Origin of the sequence: Clostridium sp. AM27-31LB, from assembly GCF_003480745.1 — a bacterium.
In the GTDB taxonomy this organism is placed as follows: Bacteria; Bacillota; Clostridia; order Lachnospirales; family Lachnospiraceae; genus Butyribacter; species Butyribacter intestini.
On the sequence record NZ_QUJS01000001.1, the window covers coordinates 664,948 to 685,502 of the forward strand.

The following is a 20,555-nucleotide window of genomic DNA, read 5'->3' on the forward strand; positions in this document are numbered from 1 at the left end:
AAAACAATGAATATAAAGAAAGCTAAAGACGAAATTAAAAATACAGTGAGGGCTTATTTAAAGAAGGATGCGGATGGGGAGTATATTATCCCGACTATCAGACAGCGTCCCATTTTACTTATCGGACCTCCGGGTGTCGGCAAGACGCAGATAATGGAGCAGATTGCTAAGGAGTGCAGGATAGGTCTTGTTTCATATACTATCACGCATCACACAAGGCAGAGTGCAGTCGGACTTCCGTTTATTGTTGAGGAGGAGTTTGGCGGCAAAAAGTATTCTGTAACCGAATACACGATGAGCGAGATTATTGCGAGTGTCTACAGAAAGATTAAGGAGAGTGGGATTCCTGAGGGGATTTTATTTATTGATGAGATAAACTGTGTATCGGAAACACTTGCACCTACAATGCTTCAGTTTTTGCAATGTAAGACATTTGGAAATCAGCAAGTGCCTAAGGGATGGATAATCGTGGCAGCAGGAAATCCGTCAGAATACAACAAGTCGGTAAGAGAGTTTGACATGGTGACACTTGACCGTGTGAGAAAGATAGATGTTGACGCTGACTTTAATATATGGAAAGAATATGCGGTAAACCACCATATAAACAGAGCAATAATAAATTATCTTGAGCTGAGACCTAATAATTTCTACAAAGTAGAGGCTGATATAGACGGAATGCAGTTTGTGACGGCGAGAGGCTGGGAGGATTTAAGCAATCTGTATGATGCATATCAGGATATAGGGATAAAAGTTGACGAGGACATAATAGCCGAATTTATACAGCATGATGATACGGCAAAAGATGTCGCAGCTTATTTTGCACTTTATGAGAAGTATAAAAATGATTATGGCATTCAGGAGATACTTGACGGTAATCCGTTGAAACAGTCATACCAAAATATATTTGATGCGTCTTTTGATGAGAGAGTAAGTGTCGTAAATCTTTTGATAAGCGGACTTGAAGTGTCATTCCATAAAGTTTGGTTAAATAAACTTGTCACTGATATGTGGTATGAATTTTTAAAAGGCTATAAAGCAAAACTTGAAGAAAAAAGTATGGGAACGGGAACAATTTACAACACCTTGTATGAGGAAAGAAAATCTTTATTTGAGAGAGATAAAAAGGCAGGATTTTTAAATAAAGATGAGATAAAGGCAAATGAACATCTTATAAATAAGCTGTCAGAAACAGAAATCAGTTCAGAGAAAGACATTGATGCGGCATTTGAAGAAGCACTTTCAGGTTTTGAAAATCAGAGAAAGATACTTGAAGAGAGTGAGGACATGGCATCAGAGCAGCTTGAAAATGTATTTACATTTATTGAGGAAACACTCGGAGCAGGCCAGGAGATGGTCGTATTTGTGACGGAGCTTACGATGAACAGCGAGATTGCAATGTTTCTTTCTGACAATCCAAGTGAAAAATATCTTAAATATAACAGTGAACTTCTTGTCGGAACTAAAAAAGAGGAGATAATGTCGAAGCTTAGGAAAGATGAGATATACAGTGGTGAGCATATAAGAGATTTCTAGTCGAAAATGAAAAAGCTAAAAACAAAAAGAAATTAATAATATTGCTTAGAAAAAAACAAAAAACCGACTGCATTGTAATATAAATTAAATTTTCAAATTACAATGCGGTCGGTTTTTTGTTACAAAAATGAAATATCAAAGCTGCAATGTAGTCGGACTTTTATTTATTGGATGCTTTCCCAGCGTTCCATAAGTTCTTCAAGTCTGTTGGTGTTTTTTTCAATCTTGGAAGAAATCTCCTGCAATTTGACGGAATTTGTCGAAACTTCATCTGTTTGTAAAAGTTCGGTTAGTTCTTCATTTTCATTTTCAAGCTTTTCAATCTCAGCTTCTATCTTTTTGACTTCGTTTTCCAGTTTCCTAAGTCGTGCCTGTTCTTCTTTCTGTTGTTTCCAACTGAGCTTTGTGTCAGAAGTGGCATTTTGACATTCTGGCGTGTTGGCAGACGCAGAAACAGTATTGTCAGATGAAGCGGCAGCGATGATAGTATCATTAAGCTGTGCACGTTCATTATCCTCTTTTTTCTCAAGGTAATAGTCATAATTTCCAACATAATTTACTATCTGATGTTTTGTCAGGTCAAGTATTCTTGTTGCTGTTTTATTTATGAAGAAACGGTCATGCGATACATAGAGTACGGTTCCCTCAAAATTGTTTATGGCGTTTTCAAGAATTTCCTTTGAATCTATGTCGAGGTGGTTTGTCGGCTCGTCAAGGATAAGGAAATTTGCATCTGAAAGCATAAGTTTTGCAAGAGAAACACGACCTCGTTCTCCACCGCTTAAGTTTTTAATCTTCTTAAAAACATCATCTTCCGTAAACAAAAATGCAGCGAGCATATTTCGTATCTGCGTGTTTGTCATTGTAGGATAGGTGTCCTGGATTTCCTCAAAGAGAGTTTTTTCCATGTGGAGTACCTGGTGCTCCTGGTCATAATATGCTATCTGCACATTAGTTCCAAGTGTTATGCTGCCCGTATCCGGAGCGAGCATTTTATTTATCATTTTTAGGATAGTAGTCTTGCCGGTACCGTTGTCTCCGATAATGGCAACTTTTTCTCCGCGTTTTACTTCAAAAGCAATATCCGAAAAGAGTGAGAGAGTACCAAAACTTTTTGAAAGGTTTTTGACGGTAAGTACATCATTTCCACTTTGTATCTTAGGTGTGAAAAGAAGATGCATCTGTGTGTTTTCTTCTATCGGTTTTTCGATACGATCCATTTTGTCGAGCATTTTTTGACGACTCTCCGCACGCTTTATGGATTTTTCTCTATTGAAAGAACGAAGTTTCGTGATAACCTCCTCCTGATGCTTTATCTCTGCCTGCTGGTTCATATACTGCTTCATGAGGGAGTCAAGAAGTGCCTGACGCTTTATGGAGTAGTCACTGTAGTTACCTGAAAAGACTGTGGAATGTGTCTGCCTTAATTCAACAACCTTTGTTACTATCTTGTCAAGAAAATATCTGTCATGAGCTACAATAAGAACCGCTCCTTTATATCCGGCAAGATAACCCTCAAGCCAGTGGATAGAGTTCATATCAAGGTGGTTTGTCGGCTCGTCGAGTATTATAAGGTCGGGAGCCTGTAAGAGCATCTTTGCAAGAGCAACTCTCGTTTTTTGACCGCCTGAAAGTTTAGAAATAGGTTTAGTAAAATCATTATCCTCAAATCCTAAACCTTTTAAAACACCGTTTATCTCGCTTTCATAGGAATATCCGTCAAGCTGTTCAAAACGGTGTCTTGCATTGTCATATTGTCTTATAAGAGAATCAAGTTCATCGCCGGATGCACTGTTCATCCAGTCTGAAAGTTCATGCATCTTTTTTTCAAGGATTTTGACTTCAGGTTTTGCAGTCTGCATTTCTTCTATAATGCTCTCACCTGATTCAAATTCCTGGTTCTGTGCGAGATAACCTACCGTTGCCTCTTTTTTTATAATTATATCGCCGGAGTCGTATCCGGATTTTCCAACGATTATCTTTAATAAAGTGGACTTTCCGGAACCGTTTACTCCTACGATAGCGGCTTTTTCATTGTCATTTATATGAAATGATACATCATCTAAAACTACATCTGTAGCAAAAGACTTACAGATGTGGCTGCATTGTAAAATCATATGTTTCCTCCGTGGTAACGTTCATATTAATTATGAAGATTTTTTTTCATGGCTTCAAAGCTTTCTTTACTTATAACATGCTCGATGCGGCAGGCATCCTCAAGGGCAACCTCTTTTGAGACGCCAAGTGATATAAGCCATTTTGAAATAAATTCATGTCTTTCATAAATCATTTCAGCAATCTCACGACCTGAATCCGTAAGATATATGTAACCGGCATCAGTAACCGTAATATGTTTTTTCTCACGAAGATTTTTCATTGCAACACTTACACTTGACTTCTTAAAGCCAAGATGATTTGCTATATCTACACCCCTTACAACAGGGAGGGTCTTACTGAGCATAAGTATAGTTTCAAGATAATTTTCAGAAGATTCGTTAGTATTCATCATAATTCACCTCACCATATATTTATTCCATAATATATATTAACACAAGGAACTTGTTTTTTCAATGCTGCCGCTCTGTCATACGGAAGAAATCTCTTTATTGACAATAATTTCTAGTTAGGTTATACTAACGATTGTAAGGAATAATAAACAAAAAGTCAACATAATAATAAAAATAAGATTTTGTATCTGTTTGTTACTGCTGTTGTACACAAATGTAAAACGAAAGGTAAAATCATCTGATACTAATCTGATATGAACGGAAAAGAGGCGTAAAAATGGTTGCAACAATTGTTATAAGCATAATAATATTGGCGGCACTGGCTGCTGCATTGAGAAGTGTCATAAACGGGAAGAAAAATGGAGGCTGCACCGGAAACTGTGCAACTTGCGGAGGATGTGTAAGCCATAAAAAAGAAAAAAGATAGAGTAAGACACTGAAATTAATAATAAAGACTGAGCTTTCAAGTAAGCCTGGTCTTTATTTTTTATGTTATAGGAAAATGCTCATAAAGTAGTGCAGTACCAACGAGAATTGCAAAGCAGCGCCTGACAGCTCGCTGGCAGGTTTATGAATGTAAGAAATGCAAGGCTGAACTGTTACAAAAATTGGCATAAAAACATAAAATTATATAGACTAAACAATATAAAGCGTGTATAATGTTTAGATAAGTAATAAGATTTATGGTGAAAAAAGCGGATATAGAGGAGAAAATAATATGAAAACAATAAGATTAAAAGTACTCATTCCTATACTTGCACTTGCATTTATATGTATAGCATATTCGGGATGGAACATTGCATCAATGAAGAGCCTGAAGAAGTCAAGTATCCAAAATTCTGAATCAAATTCAGAAGCGATATATAAACTGGACTCGCTTTCTATTGGGTTTCACAAAATGCACAAGCTGTTGTTTGTGTATTTTGTGACCGGAAATGAAACTGCCAAGACAGAAGTAAGAAAAGAAATTTCGGATGTGGCAGAGGGTGTGACAAATGATATAGAAGAATATGAGAAAAGCATTGATAAAAAAAATGCAAAAGAGGTAAACAGTTTTAACACATTTAAGGAAAGATATGATGCTCTTTATAAAAAATATATGGAGTCATTGAAACTATGTGAGGACGATATAGGTGGTGCGATACAGATGGCAAATGATGAACTGGCTTCTCTTGTGGACAAGACAGAATCATCCATTAATGCACTTACGGAAGCTATACAAAATGAGATAGCAGCATCAAATAAGAGTCAGGCACAGACATTTGATATGACTATAAGAATGTCTGTTATTCAGATAGTTGTATCAGTTATCATAAGTGTTATAGCGATTCTTGCCTGTATTATAACGATAACAAAGCCGGCTACGGAAACTGCAAGAGATCTTGACAGCGTTGTCGACAAGCTTGAAAATAATTGCGGAGATCTTAGCGAGAGGATAACCGTAAGGACAAAGGATGAGATAGGTCGTCTTGTAAACGGAATGAATAAATTTATGGATGTTTTGCAAAGGGTTATAGGTGATGTCGTAGAGTCATCAAACGGACTTAGGGAAAACTTTGCCGTTGTTGAGAAAAGCATAGGCCTTGTAAATGACAGGTCATGTGATGTTTCAGCGGTTATGCAGGAGTTATCGGCATCTATGCAGGAAGTATCGGCAACACTTGTTACCATAGATAAAAATGTTAAAGATGTAGATGACAGCGTTGCAGAGTTTGCAAAGTCAAGTGAGAATATCTTAGCTTATTCGGATGATATGCAGCACAGGGCATCAGAACTTGAAAAGAATGCAGTTGAGAGCCGACAGACAACGGGCGAAATGATCGGAGAAATCATCGAAAATCTTAAGAAAGCTATAGATAACAGCAAGAGTGTTGAGCAGGTTGAAGGTCTTACTAATGAGATATTATCAATATCAAGCCAGACAAATCTTCTTGCACTTAATGCTTCGATTGAGGCAGCAAGAGCAGGGGAAGCCGGAAAAGGTTTTGCGGTTGTCGCGGATGAGATAAGAAAGCTTGCCGACAGCAGCAGGGAGACAGCAAATAATATACAGAATATAAATGAAACTGTTATTTCTGCAGTTAATGAGCTTAGCAAAAATTCTAACCGGATAGTAGAATATATTGACAGTAATATTTTACCGGATTATAACAATTTTGTTGCTTCGGGAAGAAAATACAGTGACGATTCGGTTTATATAAATGATGAGATGAATGATTTTACTGAAAGGACAAGAAAGCTGCATAAGGTTATCAACAAGCTTGTAGAGTCAGTATCAAATATTACAACTGTTATAGAAGATAGTGCGAGAGGTATTGGAAATGCGGCTCAGGGAACTACATCACTTGCAGGAGAGGTGCAAAAGATAAGAAGTGAGATGGATGTCAGTATGGAGCTTGTAGGTGTACTTGAAGATAATTGCAGCAGATTTAATGTTAAGACAATATTTGATGGGAATAATGAGGAACCAGAAACAGCATCAAATGATAATGTATATGTTTTAGAGGAGAAAGCAGCTGGAAAAGATGAGGTTTAGGTGGTTAAAAAGGTTTGAAGATTAAAATCGGATAATTTAAAATAAAAGAGACCGGATACATAATTTAGCATTTTATTGACATACAATAATGCAGAATAAATTATGTCTGGTCTTTTTTCTGGTTAGAAACATCTAATTTTGTATAAAATATACATAAATTTTACATTGTATATTGCAAGTAAATTTTTTTTAGGTATAATTATTAGATAGTGGACATTTTTACAAAAGGAGAAGTACATGGATTTATATTCATGTATCCGTAAAAGAAGAAACTATCAATTTTGAAAGGAAGAATACAATGGATATTTTTAATGTATTGACAATGATTGGCGGACTTGCCTTATTCCTTTACGGAATGCATGTTATGGGAGATGGTCTTGCCAAAACATCCGGTGGTAAATTAGAGGTAATACTTGAAAAGTTTACATCTAAGACTTTATTTGCTGTATTGCTGGGCGCCGGAGTGACTGCTGTAATCCAGTCGTCATCTGCGACAACAGTCATGGTCGTAGGTTTTGTTAATTCAGGTATTATGAAACTTGAGCAGGCTGTTGGAATTATTATGGGAGCTAATATAGGTACAACGATAACATCTTGGATATTATCACTCACCGGTATTCAGGGAGACAGTCTTATCATCAATCTGTTGAAGCCGACATCATTTTCACCTGTTCTTGCTATAATAGGTGTTGGAATGATATTGTTTGCAAAGAGCAACACAAAGAAGGATGTAGGTACGATACTGGCAGGTTTTGCCATTCTTATGACAGGTATGAGCACGATGAGTGATGCGGTTGAACCACTCACAAAGATGCCTGCATTTACAAAGATTTTTTTGATGTTCAGTGACAACCCTATAATCGGAGTTATTGTAGGAACGGTGCTTACGGCGATTATTCAGTCTTCATCTGCATCAGTCGGTATATTACAGGCATTTTGTCTTACGGGTACAGTAAGCTATGCATCGGCACTTCCTATTATCATGGGACAAAATATCGGTACTTGTGTGACTGCACTTTTGTCTGCGGTAGGTGCAAGAAAAAATGCAAAGAGGGCTGCATTTGTACATTTTTATTTTAACCTTATAGGAACAGTTGTATTTATGATTGGATTTTATGGAATAAATGCGTTTGTGCATTTTAATTTCCTGAGCCATTCGGCATCAGTTGCAGGTATAGCTGTTATCCATACGGCATTTAATATAATCGCAACAGTATGTCTGCTTCCTCTTAAAAACTTCCTTGTTACACTTGCAAAACTCACTATCAAGGACAATGAGACAGATGAGCATACGGTTAAGTCTCTTCTTGATGAGCGTTTCCTTGAGAAACCTGCATTTGCTGTAAATCAGGCACAGAAAACAGCCATACTCATGGCGAAAGCATCGGAGGATGCATTATTTAAGGCGATAGATCTTTTCCATCATTATGATAAAAACATTGCTGAGGAAGTATCGAATCTTGAGGATATGGTAGATCATTATGAGGATGAGCTTGGTACTTACCTTATGAAACTCAACAACGCAGATCTGTCGGATGCTGATTCAAAAATAGTATCTACTATACTTCATTGTATCGGAGATTTTGAGAGAATTTCAGATCATGCGGTAAACCTTATGAATACGGCAAATGAGGTATATAGAAAAGACGAACATTTTTCTGATAAGGCGAAAGCTGAACTTAAGATATATGAAAAAGCCATTAGGGATATAGTATCAATGACATTTGATGTTTTTGAGAAACAGGATGTTACGATGGCTACAAAAGTAGAGCCTTTAGAGGAAGTTATCGACACATTGAACGATGAAGTTAAGAAGAAACATGTAAAACGACTTCGTAAAGGAAAATGTACTATCGAACTTGGCTTTGTTCTCTCTGACATTACGACGAATTTTGAGAGAATTGCAGATCATTGTTCAAATATAGCAGTCTGTATCATCCAGACAAATGAAGATGGTTTCGATACACATGAATATCTTGACAACTTAAAAGAAACAGATGATCCTAAGTTCAAAAATATGTATAAAGAATATCGAAATAAATATAAGTTGCCTTGATGTCAGGGTAAAGAGAGGACAGGAATGTGGCAGTAGTAACATTAAAAAAGGGTGAAGGACGCACGATAAAAAGCGGTGGAATGTGGATATTTGATAATGAGATAGCATCTATAATGGGTTCGTTTGAGGACGGAGACATAGTTATCGTACACGATTTCGACGGTTACCCTATGGGAAAGGGATTTATAAACAGAAATTCCAAAATAAGAGTGAGACTTATGACAAGGAACACGGAGCAGGAGATAGACGATGCATTTTTGAGAGAGAGACTTGAAAATGCATGGGAGTACCGCAAGAAAACTGTTGATACATCGAGCTGCCGCGTTGTATTTGGTGAGGCAGATTTTTTGCCGGGGCTTGTTATTGATAAGTTTTCAGATGTGCTTGTAGTGCAGTCGCTTGCACTTGGAATTGACCGGTTTAAAGAAAGGATAGTCGATATATTAAAGGCTATTCTGGAAAAAGACGGAATAAACATAAGAGGTGTGTATGAGAGAAGTGATGCGAAAGTCAGGAAAAATGAAGGACTTCCACGCATAAAAGGTTTTATAGGTAATGAATTTGATACAAATGTGCAGATAGTTGAAAATGGTGTCAAATATTATGTCGATGTAAAGGAAGGTCAGAAAACAGGATTTTTCCTCGACCAGAAATATAATAGACAGTCTATCAGAAAATTATGCAGGGACGCAAAAGTTCTTGATTGTTTTACGCACACGGGTTCATTTGCACTCAATGCCGGACAGGCTGGTGCAAAGAGCGTACTCGGTCTTGACGCATCAGAGCTTGGGGTGGAGCAGGCGAGAAAAAATGCAGAACTTAATGGTCTTTCAGATACGGTTAAATTTGAGTGTGCCGATGTATTTGATAAACTTCCTGAACTTGAAAAAGCGGGAGAGAAGTTTGATGTAGTAATACTTGACCCTCCGGCATTTACAAAATCAAGAAATTCCATTAAAAATGCGGTAAAAGGATACCGGGAGATAAATCTGAGAGGAATGAAACTTGTAAAAGACGGTGGTTTTCTGGCAACTTGTTCATGTTCACATTTTATGGACTATGACCTGTTTACAAAGACCATAGCACAGGCAGCTTCAAATGTGCATAAGAGACTTCGTCAGGTTGAGTTCAGGACACAGGCTCCAGATCATCCAATACTCTGGGCAGCAAATGAGTCGTATTATCTGAAGTTTTATATTTTTCAGGTATGTGATGAAAAATAAAAAAGAGAAAAACCAGCGTTTTGCTCACCAGGAATTGCATCGCAATTCTCGGTGGCACCACACTACATTACGGGCATTTTTCTATACAATAAAAAAGAACGAACTGTATTTTTAATATAGTTCGTTCTTTTTGTTTAAAGGAAAAATTATTTTAGCCAGGCGGATATTTGTAATCTGCTTAGCTGCCTGCTCATAATATCAGTTGCTATCGCAACATATCAGAAGAAGTTTATATTCTTCTTTGATAGTGTTAGAACTTAGATTCTGTCAGCAATCTCATAGATGAGTCGTTCTGTTTCATCCCATCCGAGACAAGGGTCGGTAATGGATTTTCCATAAACTCCTTCACCAATCTTCTGATTGCCGGGTTCAATATAACTTTCAATCATAACACCCTTTACAAGCTTTTCAATATCCTTAGAAACACTGCGGCTGTGGAGTACCTCTGATACGATACGAGGCTGCTCATAGTAGCATTTGTTTGAATTTGCATGGTTAGCATCAATTATGCAGGCAGGGTTTTTAAGGTCTAATTTATGGTACATCTCGTTTAATAAAACAAGATCCTCATAGTGGTAGTTAGGAAGCGACTGGTCATGCTTGTTTACTGCACCTCTTAAAATAGTATGTGCGAGAGGATTTCCGTCAGATTTAACTTCCCATCCACGGTACATAAATGTATGACTTCCCTGTGCGGCTATGCAGGAGTTAAGCATGATACTTAAAGTTCCGCTTGTAGGATTTTTCATACCACAAGGAATATCGATTCCACTTATTGTAAGTCTGTGCTGCTGATCCTCAACAGAACGTGCACCGACTGCAACATATGATAATATATCAGAAAGATATGGCCAGTTTTCAGGATAGAGCATCTCGTCTGCTGAAAAAAGATGAGTCTCAGCGATAGAGCGAAGGTGCATCTTTCTCATAGCGATAAGTCCCTCGTGAAGGTCAGGTGCTTTCTCCGGGTCAGGCTGATGAACTATTCCCTTATAGCCCTCACCGGTAGTTCTTGGTTTATTTGTATATATGCGAGGTATGATTATAATCTTATCATTAACTTTTTCCTGAACTTTGGCAAGTCTTGATGTGTAATCACATACAGCATCTTCATTGTCGGCAGAACAAGGACCAACGATAACCAGAAACTTATCAGACTCTCCTGTAAAGACTTTGGCAATCTCCTTATCTTTTTCTGCTTTTAATTTCTTGTGAGCTTCAGGGAGAGGATATCTTTCAAAAAGCTCCTCTGGTGAAATAACTTCTTTAACATAGGTAACGCCCATTGTTTTCCTCCATTCTGCCATTATAATGGCGTAGTTTTTTCTCATAGTGTTATGAGTTTGTTAGTAGAAACATAAATTTTCTCTTTGTGAAAGCATATTTTTTAATTGTAAAAGAATATTTATAAACTTATAATTAATAATTATAAATGCTATTTACAAAAACAATATACAACAAGTCTTTATTTTAGGCAATAAATCGTTATTAGTCAAGTGCTATGGAAAATAGCGGCAATAATTGGCGTGTGTAAAATGATATAATAAAATTTTTAGAAAAATTATTTGACAGGGTTTGGGGGGCAAACATCGTTTACATACCATTGTTTTAATGTTAAAATGTATTTATTAAAAATTGTAGGGACAGCATATAAAGTTCGTTTAGTAAGGAGGGTGCATATGGCAAAAAAAGTCATCGCGTTTTTCCAGGGCTTTGTATTAGGACTTATGGTAGACCAGACAGAAAATTATATCATAACCTCAAACAGAGAAAGTGGCTTTGGTCGTTATGACATAATGCTTGAACCAATAGACAAAACAAATGAAAAACTTCCGGGAATCGTAATCGAATTTAAAGTGATAAATCAGAGAAAAGAAAACTCACTGGAAGAAACGGTCGCAGCGGCATTAAAACAGATAGAGGAAAAAAACTAGGATGCAGAGCTTATCAAACGGGGAGTGAAAGAAGAAAACATACATCACTATGGTTTTGCGTTTAAGGGCAAGGAAGTTTTGATAGACGGTAGGTAGGTATTTTCGGAACCGAAAATATCGTAAGTGAAAAGTTTCGTGTGAGGATTTTGGCAATTTAGGATGCGAAGCATTGCCAAAATCTATTGCAGGTTATGTTTTTTAAACTGTAACAAGTGCTGATAGACGGACGGTAGAGAATTTGGGAGGTAATTATGGGAAAAAGAAAACAGAAGTTAAAACCTGATATTGTTGTAAAAAACTATTGGCGTAATAATGAACAGTTTGCAGATTTTTTTAATGCTGTATTGTTTGATGGAAAGGAGATTATAAAAGCGGATGAGCTGGAGGATATTGATACAGAGGAGTCCTCAATACTTGAACATAAAGACTACGCAGAGAGTATAGGGGCAGCCAGGGATAATGTAAAAATAAGAAAAAAATCTACAATATATAATGTAGAACTAGTAATACTGGGAATGGAAGGACAGGAAAGAATACATTACGCAATGCCTATGAGAGTGATGGGCTATGATTATGGAACATATAAGAAACAATATGATGATAATGCAAAAAAATATAAAAATGCAAATGGAATGTCAAGAGATGAATATATGTCTAAAATGAAAAAGATGGACAAGTTTATTCCGGTTATCACCATAGTTGTTTATTATGGAGAAAATCCGTGGGATGGGGCATTGTCATTACACGAGATGTTAAACATCCCAAAAGAAGTGGAACCATTTGTCAATGATTATAAAATGCATCTGATAGAAGCAAGAAAAAATAATCTGAAATTACATAATATAAATAATATAGATTTATTCAATCTGCTTGAGATATTATTAAATAAAGACGAAAAGTTAAAAGAAACAAAAGAAAAAGCAATACAATATGCATCGGAGCATGATGTGGATAAGTCAGTAATAATGACAGTGGCAGGAGCGGCAAACTGTAAGATGGATTATGATATGATAGCAGGGAAAGGAAGTGTTGATATGTGTACAGTATTTGAAGAAACAAGGTTTGAAGGAAGATTGGAAGGAAGATTGGAAGGAAGGTTAGAAGGAAAATTGGAGGGAAGGGCAGAGGAAATCATTGAAACAGGTCATGAATTTGGGCTTTCAGAAGAGGAAATTCTGATAAGACTTCAAAAGAAGCTGGATGTATCATTACAGAAAGCACAGGAATATTTTAAGATGTTTAGTAAATAGAAATTTGGAAAATGAAGTTTTAAAAGAACTTGATAAATGAAAAGTTTTTAAATATTTGTGCTTTGTTGCAAATTGCTAAGAAACGAGGAAAGAAATGAGATTACATCAAATAATAACATCACTGCTTGAGCAGGATATGTATAAATTTTCAATGGGACAGGCGATTTATCACCAGTTTTCAGACTATAAGACAACCTGGACTTTTAAGTGCAGAAATAAAGATGTGTTTTTTAGTACGGAGATGATTGAGGAAATCAGAGAGCAGATTAAAGGTTTCTGTAATCTTAGATTTACGGAGGAGGAACTTACTTACCTTGACAATATCAAATGGATAAAGGGCTCGTATGTTGATTTTTTAAGATTATGGCAGCCCAGATATGAGGATTTTGAGATTACTACGGACGGGGAGTGTGGTCTTTCAATAGAAACGGCTGGAACATGGCTCAACACTTCCATGTATGAAATCCCTACACTTGCAATAGTAAATGAAGTATATTTTAGAATGGCATATGATTATGAAAGTCTTTTTGACAGCTTCAGAAAAAGGCTTGCAGAAAAGAAACAGAAGATAGAAAGTGGAGAATATCGACTTGGAAATTATTCGGAATTTGGGCTTCGCAGAAGATTATCTGCACAGGCACAGGAATATGCTATTGAGGAATTAAGCAGCGTCAAGTCGGAAAATTCAGCATTTGTGGGAACATCAAATGTATATCTTGCAAAAAAGCACAAACTTACTCCGGTCGGAACTATGGCTCATGAGTGGATAATGTGTTCCGGACAGGGCAATAAAAAACATAATCCCGCATATTCAAACTGGTATGCACTCGATGCGTGGGTAAAAGAGTACGGGGTGCTCAATGGAACTGCACTTACTGATACTATCACGACCGATTGCTTTTTAAGAGATTTCCAGTTGACATATGCGACACTTTTCAGCGGTGTGCGTCATGACAGCGGTGACCCTATAGTGTGGGGGGATAAGATGATAGCCCATTATAAGAAACTTGGCATTAATCCGAAAATGAAAACTCTGCTTTTTAGTGATAGTCTTGATTTTGAGCGTGCCGACAGGATAAAAAGATATTTTGACGGAAAGATAAATGTAGCATTTGGTATTGGAACATTTATCTCAAATGACACAGACAAGGAAGCACTTAATATTGTTATGAAAGTGACAAAGTGCAATGCGACCGATGTTGCAAAGATTTCTGATACACACGGAAAGGAAATGTGCCAAAATCCTGAATATGTTGATTATTTGCAAAGGTGCATTGACTGGAGGATGAAAAACGAGTAAATGCCGGGTAAAAACCGGCTGGAATGTAAGCAGGCAGAGTTTTTTGATAAAGAAAGTAAAGATAAGATGTTTAGAAAATGCTTGACAGGACAATGACCTGATAATCAGACTTTGTGTATGATAAAATATAATAATTGAAAGACAAGTGATAAAAAATATCAATAATAACGCTTGACAAGATACCCCTACAGGGTATATATTGTGAAAAACATGATATATACCCTGTAGGGGTATCTTGTGGTTTGGAAATTAAAAATTTTCATACTTAAGATTTGGGCTTTGTATAAATTGATATACACAAAAAGCAATGCAGGAATTAGGATTAATATGAGAAAGCATATGCAGAAATGGAGATTAGTATATATGGAACAAAATAAGATAAATGGTAATAATAATACTGAGGTAAAATGCTGCTGTTGTGGTGGTAATGTAAAAAAGACAGAGCGTGCAGAGAAAGACAAAAAGAAGCTTGTAAATCGTCTGAGCCGTATCGAGGGACAGATACGAGGAATAAAAAAGATGATAGAAAACGATGCTTATTGCAATGATGTTCTTATCCAGTCAGCGGCGGTTGGTGCGGCGATAAATGCTTTCAACAGAGAGCTTTTGTCAAATCATATCCATTCCTGTGTTGTCAGAGACATAAGGGAGGGAAAAGATGAGGTTGTGGATGAGTTGATGGTGACATTGCAAAAGCTTATAAAGTAAGAAAGAGAGGACAAAATGGAACAGTTTAAAGTTACGGGTATGCATTGTGCGGCGTGCAGTGCAAGAGTTGAAAAAGCAGTTTTGAAAGTGCCCGGTGTTACTTCATGTGCGGTCAGTCTGCTGACTAATTCGATGGGAGTCGAGGGTGATGCTGATGCACAGACTATTATTTCAGCTGTTAAGCAGGCGGGTTATGGTGCGTCTGTTAATGGTGACGAGTCGCAAGGTGCAACAGGTGCAGATACCGGACTTGAGGATACGGACACACCTGTATTGAAAAAGAGACTTATAGCATCAATATTTTTTTTGGCAGCACTTATGTATTTTTCAATGGGGCATATGATGTGGGGCTGGCCGCTTCCTAAATGGTTTGAGGGAAATCATGTCGCAATGGGACTTTTGCAGATGATTCTTGCGGCGATAATTATGATAATAAATCAGCATTTTTTTATAAACGGATTTAAAGGACTTATAAACCGTTCGCCTAATATGGATACGCTTGTGGCACTCGGTTCTATGGCATCATTCGTTTGGAGTGTGTATGTGCTGTTTGAAATGACAGGTGCACAGGCTGCAGGTGATGAGAAAGCTGTTATGAATTATATGATGGATTTTTATTTTGAATCTGCGGCTATGATACTTACGCTTATCACGGTTGGTAAGATGCTTGAAGCCCGCTCTAAAGGAAAGACTACGGATGCACTTAAAGGTCTTATGAACCTTGCACCTAAGACGGCAGTTGTACTGATTGACGGTGAGGAAAAGACAGTTGCGGTAAGGCGTGTGAAAAAAGGTGATATTTTTGTTGTAAGACCTGGAGAAAATATTCCGGTTGACGGCTGTATAATCGAGGGAAACAGTGCCGTAAATGAGTCGGCACTTACAGGAGAGAGCATACCTGTCGATAAGGAAGTAGGAGACATGGTATCGGCTGCGACGATTAACCAGTCGGGTTATATCAAGTGCGAAGCCACAAGAGTAGGCGAGGATACTACATTATCACAAATTATAAAAATGGTGAGTGATGCAGCTGCGACAAAAGCACCTATCGCAAAGATAGCTGATAAAGTGTCGGGAGTGTTTGTGCCGGTTGTTATCGTGCTTGCGATAATAACAACGATAGTATGGCTGATTGCAGGAAAAGAAGCCGGTTATGCACTTGCAAGAGGAATTTCTGTACTCGTAATAAGCTGTCCTTGTGCATTAGGTCTTGCGACACCTGTTGCCATAATGGTAGGTAACGGTGTTGGTGCCAAAAACGGTATTTTGTTTAAAACGGCGGTTTCGCTTGAGGAGACAGGTCGTGTAAACATAGTTGCACTTGATAAAACAGGTACGATAACTATGGGCGAGCCCAAGGTGACAGATATGATACCAACGACAGGATATGATGATAAGTCGCTGTTAAAACTTGCCTATTCGCTTGAGGCAAAAAGTGAACATCCGCTTGCAAAAGCTGTTGTAAATGAAGCAGAGAGCAGAAATATAAAGGCAGATGAAGTTGACGGATTTAAGATACTTCCGGGAAACGGTCTTACGGCACAGTATAACGGCGGTACGATAACCGGAGGAAGTTTTAAATTTATAAGCAAACAGATAAATGTATCAGACGAGATAAGACAGAAAGCAGAAGAACTTGCAAAAGAGGGAAAGACACCGCTTCTTTTTGCACAGGACAATAAATTGTGTGGTCTGATTGCGGTAGCTGACACGATAAAGGAGGACAGCCCGGCGGCAGTTAAAGATTTAAAAGATATGGGAATAAGGGCTGTCATGCTCACGGGAGATAACGAGAGAACGGCGAAAGCCATCGGAGCACAGGCGGGAGTTGATGAGGTTATAGCAGGAGTTCTTCCTGATGGAAAAGAAAGTGTTATAAGAGAACTGATGGGACAGGGCAAAGTTGCTATGGTAGGTGATGGAATAAACGATGCTCCTGCACTTACAAAGGCAAATATAGGAATAGCCATCGGGGCAGGTGCGGACATAGCGATGGATGCGGCAGATGTTGTTCTTATGAAGAGCAGATTAAGTGATGTGCCGGCAGCTATAAGACTCAGCAGATTTACGCTCAGAAATATACATGAAAATCTGTTTTGGGCATTTATTTATAATATTATCGGAATACCGCTTGCGGCGGGTGTATGGATACCGATATTCGGCTGGACATTAAATCCGATGTTTGGTGCTTTGGCAATGAGTTTATCAAGCTTTTGTGTTGTAACAAACGCATTGCGGTTAAACTTTGTTAATATAAAAAAATGTAAATAGTATATGTTTTTTTGATTATGAAAGTATCTGACATAATATGAAAAAGTCTGATATAATGCAAAAAAACAGGAACAGGAGGAAAAAGTTATGGTTAAGACAATAGTAGGAATTGATGGAATGATGTGTGGAATGTGTGAGAGTCATGTAAATGATGTAATAAGAAAGTCATTTGATGTAAAGAAAGTTTCTTCATCACACAGTAAGAAAAGAACAGAGATAATCTCAGAGGAAGCATTAGATGAAGATAAAATCCGTGCAGTTATAGATGAGACCGGATATACCGTAATGTCGGTAGAGACAGAGCCTTACAAGAAAAAATTTGGATTATTTTAAGTAGAAATATACTACTTTGACTAATGGACGCTTTGAAGAAGGAGTATTATTCTGCACTTAGGGACGCTTTCACTCGGAGAATAGCGTAGAGGTACATAGGTGAGCCAAAATACGCTCGCTTATTTACCGGCGATGTTCTAACGCCCTTCGGTCAGAATTGTAAACCTTCTTCAAAGCTGTTTTTTATTTAGAGATAAAAATATTATCCTGCATTTTGTATGGTAAGTACAGTTTTTATTGGTGAACTTTTTTGTGTTTTTGTGGAGATTTTGTTTATTTATTTGACAGTGTTGTATATTTAAGTGTATATTTTTATATGTATGAAAATGAAAAGTATAATAGGTACTTGTGAAAGCATAGTAATACATACTTAATATAGTATATAATTTGTTTTGCAATTACCTAAGAAGGAAAGAGAGGGAGTTTTATGTTAAGGATTGAGAATCTGACTAAGATTTATGGAGATAAGAAAGCTGTTGATGACCTTTCTCTACACATAAATGCGGGAGAGATTTATGGTTTTATAGGTCATAATGGAGCAGGTAAGACGACGACACTTAAGTCTGTTGTCGGGATTTTGAAGTTTGATGAGGGTAAGATTTTTGTTGACGGGGAGTCTGTTTTAAAAAATCCTATTGAATGTAAGAAAAAAATTGCTTATATACCTGATAATCCGGATATTTATGAGTTTATGACAGGAATAAAATATCTGAATTTTATCGCTGATATTTTTAAAGTCGATGCTGATACAAGGCAGGAACGCATTAGGAAATATGCGGATATATTTGAGATTACGGATGATCTTGGCCAGCCGATAGCAGCATATTCACATGGCATGAAACAGAAACTTGCGATTATTTGTGCATGGCTTCACAATCCTAAACTTATTATCATGGATGAGCCTTTTGTCGGACTTGATCCAAAGGCATCTCATTTATTAAAGGAAATGATGAGGGAGTTTTGTGATAATGGCGGAGCAATCTTTTTTTCAACACATGTACTTGAAGTTGCAGAGAAACTTTGCGACAAGGTGGCTATAATAAAAGGCGGCAGACTTATCAAATCTGGTACTATGGAAGAAGTAAAAGGTGATGACAGTCTTGAAGATGTCTTTTTGGAATTGGAGGATGAATAATGACATGGATTCTTATAAAGAAACAGATGATGGAGATATTCAGGAGCTATTTTTATGATTCAAAGAAGAATAAAAAGCGTTCAACTGTTTCAACAATATTATTTATGCTCATATATGCAGTGATGATGGTTGGTGTGCTGGGCGGAATGTTTGCATATTTTTCAAAAGGTATCTGCGGACCGTTTGCAGCGGTAAATATGAGTTGGCTTTATTTTCTTATAATGAGTATGGTTGCTGTATCACTCGGTTCATTTGGCAGTGTTTTTAATACATATTCAGGTCTTTATATGTCAAAGGATAATGATCTGCTCTTGTCAATGCCTGTTCCTGTAAGAACGATACTTATAGCAAGGCTTGCAGGCGTTTATCTTCTCGGTCTTATGTATTCAGCAGTAGTGATAGTGCCTGCCGTAATTGTTTACTGGGTTGTTGCAAAATGTACCGTATTAAATGTAATAGGTTCAATTTTACTTATAGTAATTATTTCACTCATTGTGCTTATATTGTCATGTATTCTTGGCTGGTGTGTGGCAAAGATAAGCAGAAAATTGAAAAATAAAAGCTTTATTACTGTATTGGCATCACTTTTATTTTTTGCCGCATATTATTTTGTATTTTTTAAAGCACAGGAAGTAATAAATAAAATTATGGTTAATGCGGTTGTTTATGGGGAAAATGTTAAAAATAAAGCATACCCTGTATATATGTTTGGAAGAATAGGTGAGGGTGATATAAGTGCAATGCTTATCTATACAGTTGTGATAGTGGTTTTATGTGCTTTAATATACCGTGTGCTTTCAGGCAGCTTTATAAATATTGCTACATCAAATAATACTGTTTCAAAAGTCAGATATAAAGAGAAAAAGAGTAAAATGAAAAATCAATTTGCGGCGGTTCTCTCAAAAGAATTTGCACGATTTTTTGCAAGTCCGAGTTATATGTTAAATTGTGGGCTTGGCTCTCTGTTTCTGTTTGTATTAGGTGGGGTGTTTATCGTGAAAGGTCATTCGCTTGTAGTTTTTGCGGATACGATATTTCAATATAAAGAAGCAGTACGCATGGTACCACTGTTTTTTGCAGTAGCAATATGTGCAACGGCAGCTATGAATGATATAGTTGTTCCGTCGGTATCACTGGAGGGAAAAAATCTGTGGGTGCTACGTTCACTTCCGGTAAAAACATGGGATATATTTAGGGCAAAACTTGCGGTACAGTTTATTTTTACAGGGATTCCGGTATTGTTTTGTGATATATGTATGCTTATAGTATTCAGAGCAGATATAAAACCGGTTACTCTTATAATGTTATTTATACTTCCAATTTTATATATGGTGTTTATGTTACTATTTGGAATGTTGCTTGGGATTAGTTTTGTAAATCTTACATGGACGAATGAGACGGCTCCAATAAAACAAAGTTTAAATATATTTATAGCAATGTTTGGAGGATGGATATTTGCAATTGCGGTAGCATTAGTGTTTATTGTTAAAGCGTACAAAATTGGTTTGTTTATGTATGTTATAATTGTTGATATGGTATTTGCTGCTTTATCAGTAATGTTATATATATGGATGAAAAAAATAGGTGTTGCAAAATTTGAAAATTTGTAAAGAAATTTAGTGGCAGTTTACATCAGAGAAGTTAAGTATAAAAATTATTGTTGAGCAGTCAGAGTGGCTTAACAGTTATATGGATGCAGTTGAGGAAATGGAGGGCAAAACATAATGATAAATCCACTTACAATGATATAATGAGCAAATAAACTATTG

The 20,555-nt window shown here is 36.9% G+C and carries 16 protein-coding genes; 13 read left to right on the forward strand and 3 right to left on the reverse strand.

Annotated elements, in window-relative coordinates:
* Positions 1-6: 6 nt before the first annotated feature.
* A complete protein-coding gene (locus tag DW721_RS02640) occupies positions 7-1,533 on the forward strand; it encodes an AAA family ATPase (RefSeq protein ID WP_118498343.1) in 1,527 nt (508 codons plus the stop codon).
* Positions 1,534-1,697: 164 nt separating this feature from the next.
* Here DW721_RS02640 and abc-f read toward each other — a convergent pair whose 3' ends face one another.
* Both abc-f and DW721_RS02650 read right to left on the reverse strand, forming a co-directional pair.
* Positions 1,698-3,650: a ribosomal protection-like ABC-F family protein gene (gene abc-f / locus DW721_RS02645; RefSeq protein ID WP_118744705.1), complete on the reverse strand. Its 1,953-nt coding sequence runs from the start codon at positions 3,648-3,650 to the stop codon at positions 1,698-1,700.
* A gap of 26 nt (positions 3,651-3,676) precedes the next feature.
* Positions 3,677-4,039 carry a metal-dependent transcriptional regulator gene (locus DW721_RS02650; RefSeq protein ID WP_022014381.1) on the reverse strand — a complete coding sequence of 121 codons (363 nt, stop codon included), beginning with the start codon at positions 4,037-4,039 and terminating at the stop codon, positions 3,677-3,679.
* A gap of 278 nt (positions 4,040-4,317) precedes the next feature.
* Here DW721_RS02650 and DW721_RS02655 point away from each other — a divergent pair, with 278 nt between their 5' ends.
* The 4 genes from DW721_RS02655 (at position 4,318) to DW721_RS02670 (ending at position 9,855) form a co-directional block, all read left to right on the forward strand.
* Complete coding sequence (locus DW721_RS02655) at positions 4,318-4,467, forward strand: FeoB-associated Cys-rich membrane protein (protein WP_022014380.1); 150 nt, start codon at positions 4,318-4,320, stop codon at positions 4,465-4,467.
* Positions 4,468-4,758: 291 nt separating this feature from the next.
* Positions 4,759-6,576: a methyl-accepting chemotaxis protein gene (locus tag DW721_RS02660; protein ID WP_118744706.1), complete on the forward strand. Its 1,818-nt coding sequence runs from the start codon at positions 4,759-4,761 to the stop codon at positions 6,574-6,576.
* A 298-nt stretch (positions 6,577-6,874) separates the two neighbouring features.
* Positions 6,875-8,632 carry a Na/Pi cotransporter family protein gene (locus tag DW721_RS02665; protein ID WP_118498347.1) on the forward strand — a complete coding sequence of 586 codons (1,758 nt, stop codon included), beginning with the start codon at positions 6,875-6,877 and terminating at the stop codon, positions 8,630-8,632.
* Between the two features lie 26 nt (positions 8,633-8,658).
* A complete protein-coding gene (locus tag DW721_RS02670) occupies positions 8,659-9,855 on the forward strand; it encodes a class I SAM-dependent rRNA methyltransferase (protein ID WP_270393014.1) in 1,197 nt (398 codons plus the stop codon).
* Between the two features lie 257 nt (positions 9,856-10,112).
* Here DW721_RS02670 and DW721_RS02675 read toward each other — a convergent pair whose 3' ends face one another.
* Entirely contained in the window at positions 10,113-11,141 is a 1,029-nt protein-coding gene (locus tag DW721_RS02675) for a 3-deoxy-7-phosphoheptulonate synthase (RefSeq protein WP_055943517.1), read from the reverse strand.
* 393 nt (positions 11,142-11,534) lie between these two features.
* Between DW721_RS02675 and DW721_RS02680 the strand changes: the two genes are divergently transcribed.
* From DW721_RS02680 to DW721_RS02715, 8 genes are all read left to right on the forward strand, one after another.
* Positions 11,535-11,789, forward strand: a complete 255-nt coding sequence (locus DW721_RS02680; protein ID WP_055943514.1) for a PD-(D/E)XK nuclease domain-containing protein — start codon at positions 11,535-11,537, stop codon at positions 11,787-11,789.
* 251 nt (positions 11,790-12,040) lie between these two features.
* The gene (locus DW721_RS02685; RefSeq protein ID WP_118744707.1) at positions 12,041-13,039 is read left to right on the forward strand and encodes an Rpn family recombination-promoting nuclease/putative transposase; all 999 of its coding nucleotides are present in this window, start codon (positions 12,041-12,043) and stop codon (positions 13,037-13,039) included.
* Between the two features lie 94 nt (positions 13,040-13,133).
* Positions 13,134-14,339: a nicotinate phosphoribosyltransferase gene (gene pncB / locus DW721_RS02690; protein WP_118498351.1), complete on the forward strand. Its 1,206-nt coding sequence runs from the start codon at positions 13,134-13,136 to the stop codon at positions 14,337-14,339.
* Positions 14,340-14,678: 339 nt separating this feature from the next.
* A complete protein-coding gene (locus tag DW721_RS02695; RefSeq protein ID WP_243035926.1) occupies positions 14,679-15,047 on the forward strand; it encodes a metal-sensing transcriptional repressor in 369 nt (122 codons plus the stop codon).
* Positions 15,048-15,062: 15 nt separating this feature from the next.
* Positions 15,063-17,318, forward strand: coding sequence for a heavy metal translocating P-type ATPase (locus tag DW721_RS02700; protein WP_118744708.1), 2,256 nt, complete (start codon positions 15,063-15,065; stop codon positions 17,316-17,318).
* Positions 17,319-17,405: 87 nt separating this feature from the next.
* Positions 17,406-17,651 carry a cation transporter gene (locus DW721_RS02705; protein WP_022014370.1) on the forward strand — a complete coding sequence of 82 codons (246 nt, stop codon included), beginning with the start codon at positions 17,406-17,408 and terminating at the stop codon, positions 17,649-17,651.
* 427 nt (positions 17,652-18,078) lie between these two features.
* Positions 18,079-18,786 (forward strand): ABC transporter ATP-binding protein, encoded by a 708-nt coding sequence (locus DW721_RS02710; RefSeq protein WP_055943508.1) that lies wholly within the window; start codon positions 18,079-18,081, stop codon positions 18,784-18,786.
* Complete coding sequence (locus DW721_RS02715) at positions 18,786-20,396, forward strand: hypothetical protein (RefSeq protein ID WP_118744709.1); 1,611 nt, start codon at positions 18,786-18,788, stop codon at positions 20,394-20,396. The genes DW721_RS02710 and DW721_RS02715 overlap by 1 nt, the downstream gene beginning before the upstream one ends.
* Positions 20,397-20,555 lie beyond the last annotated feature (159 nt).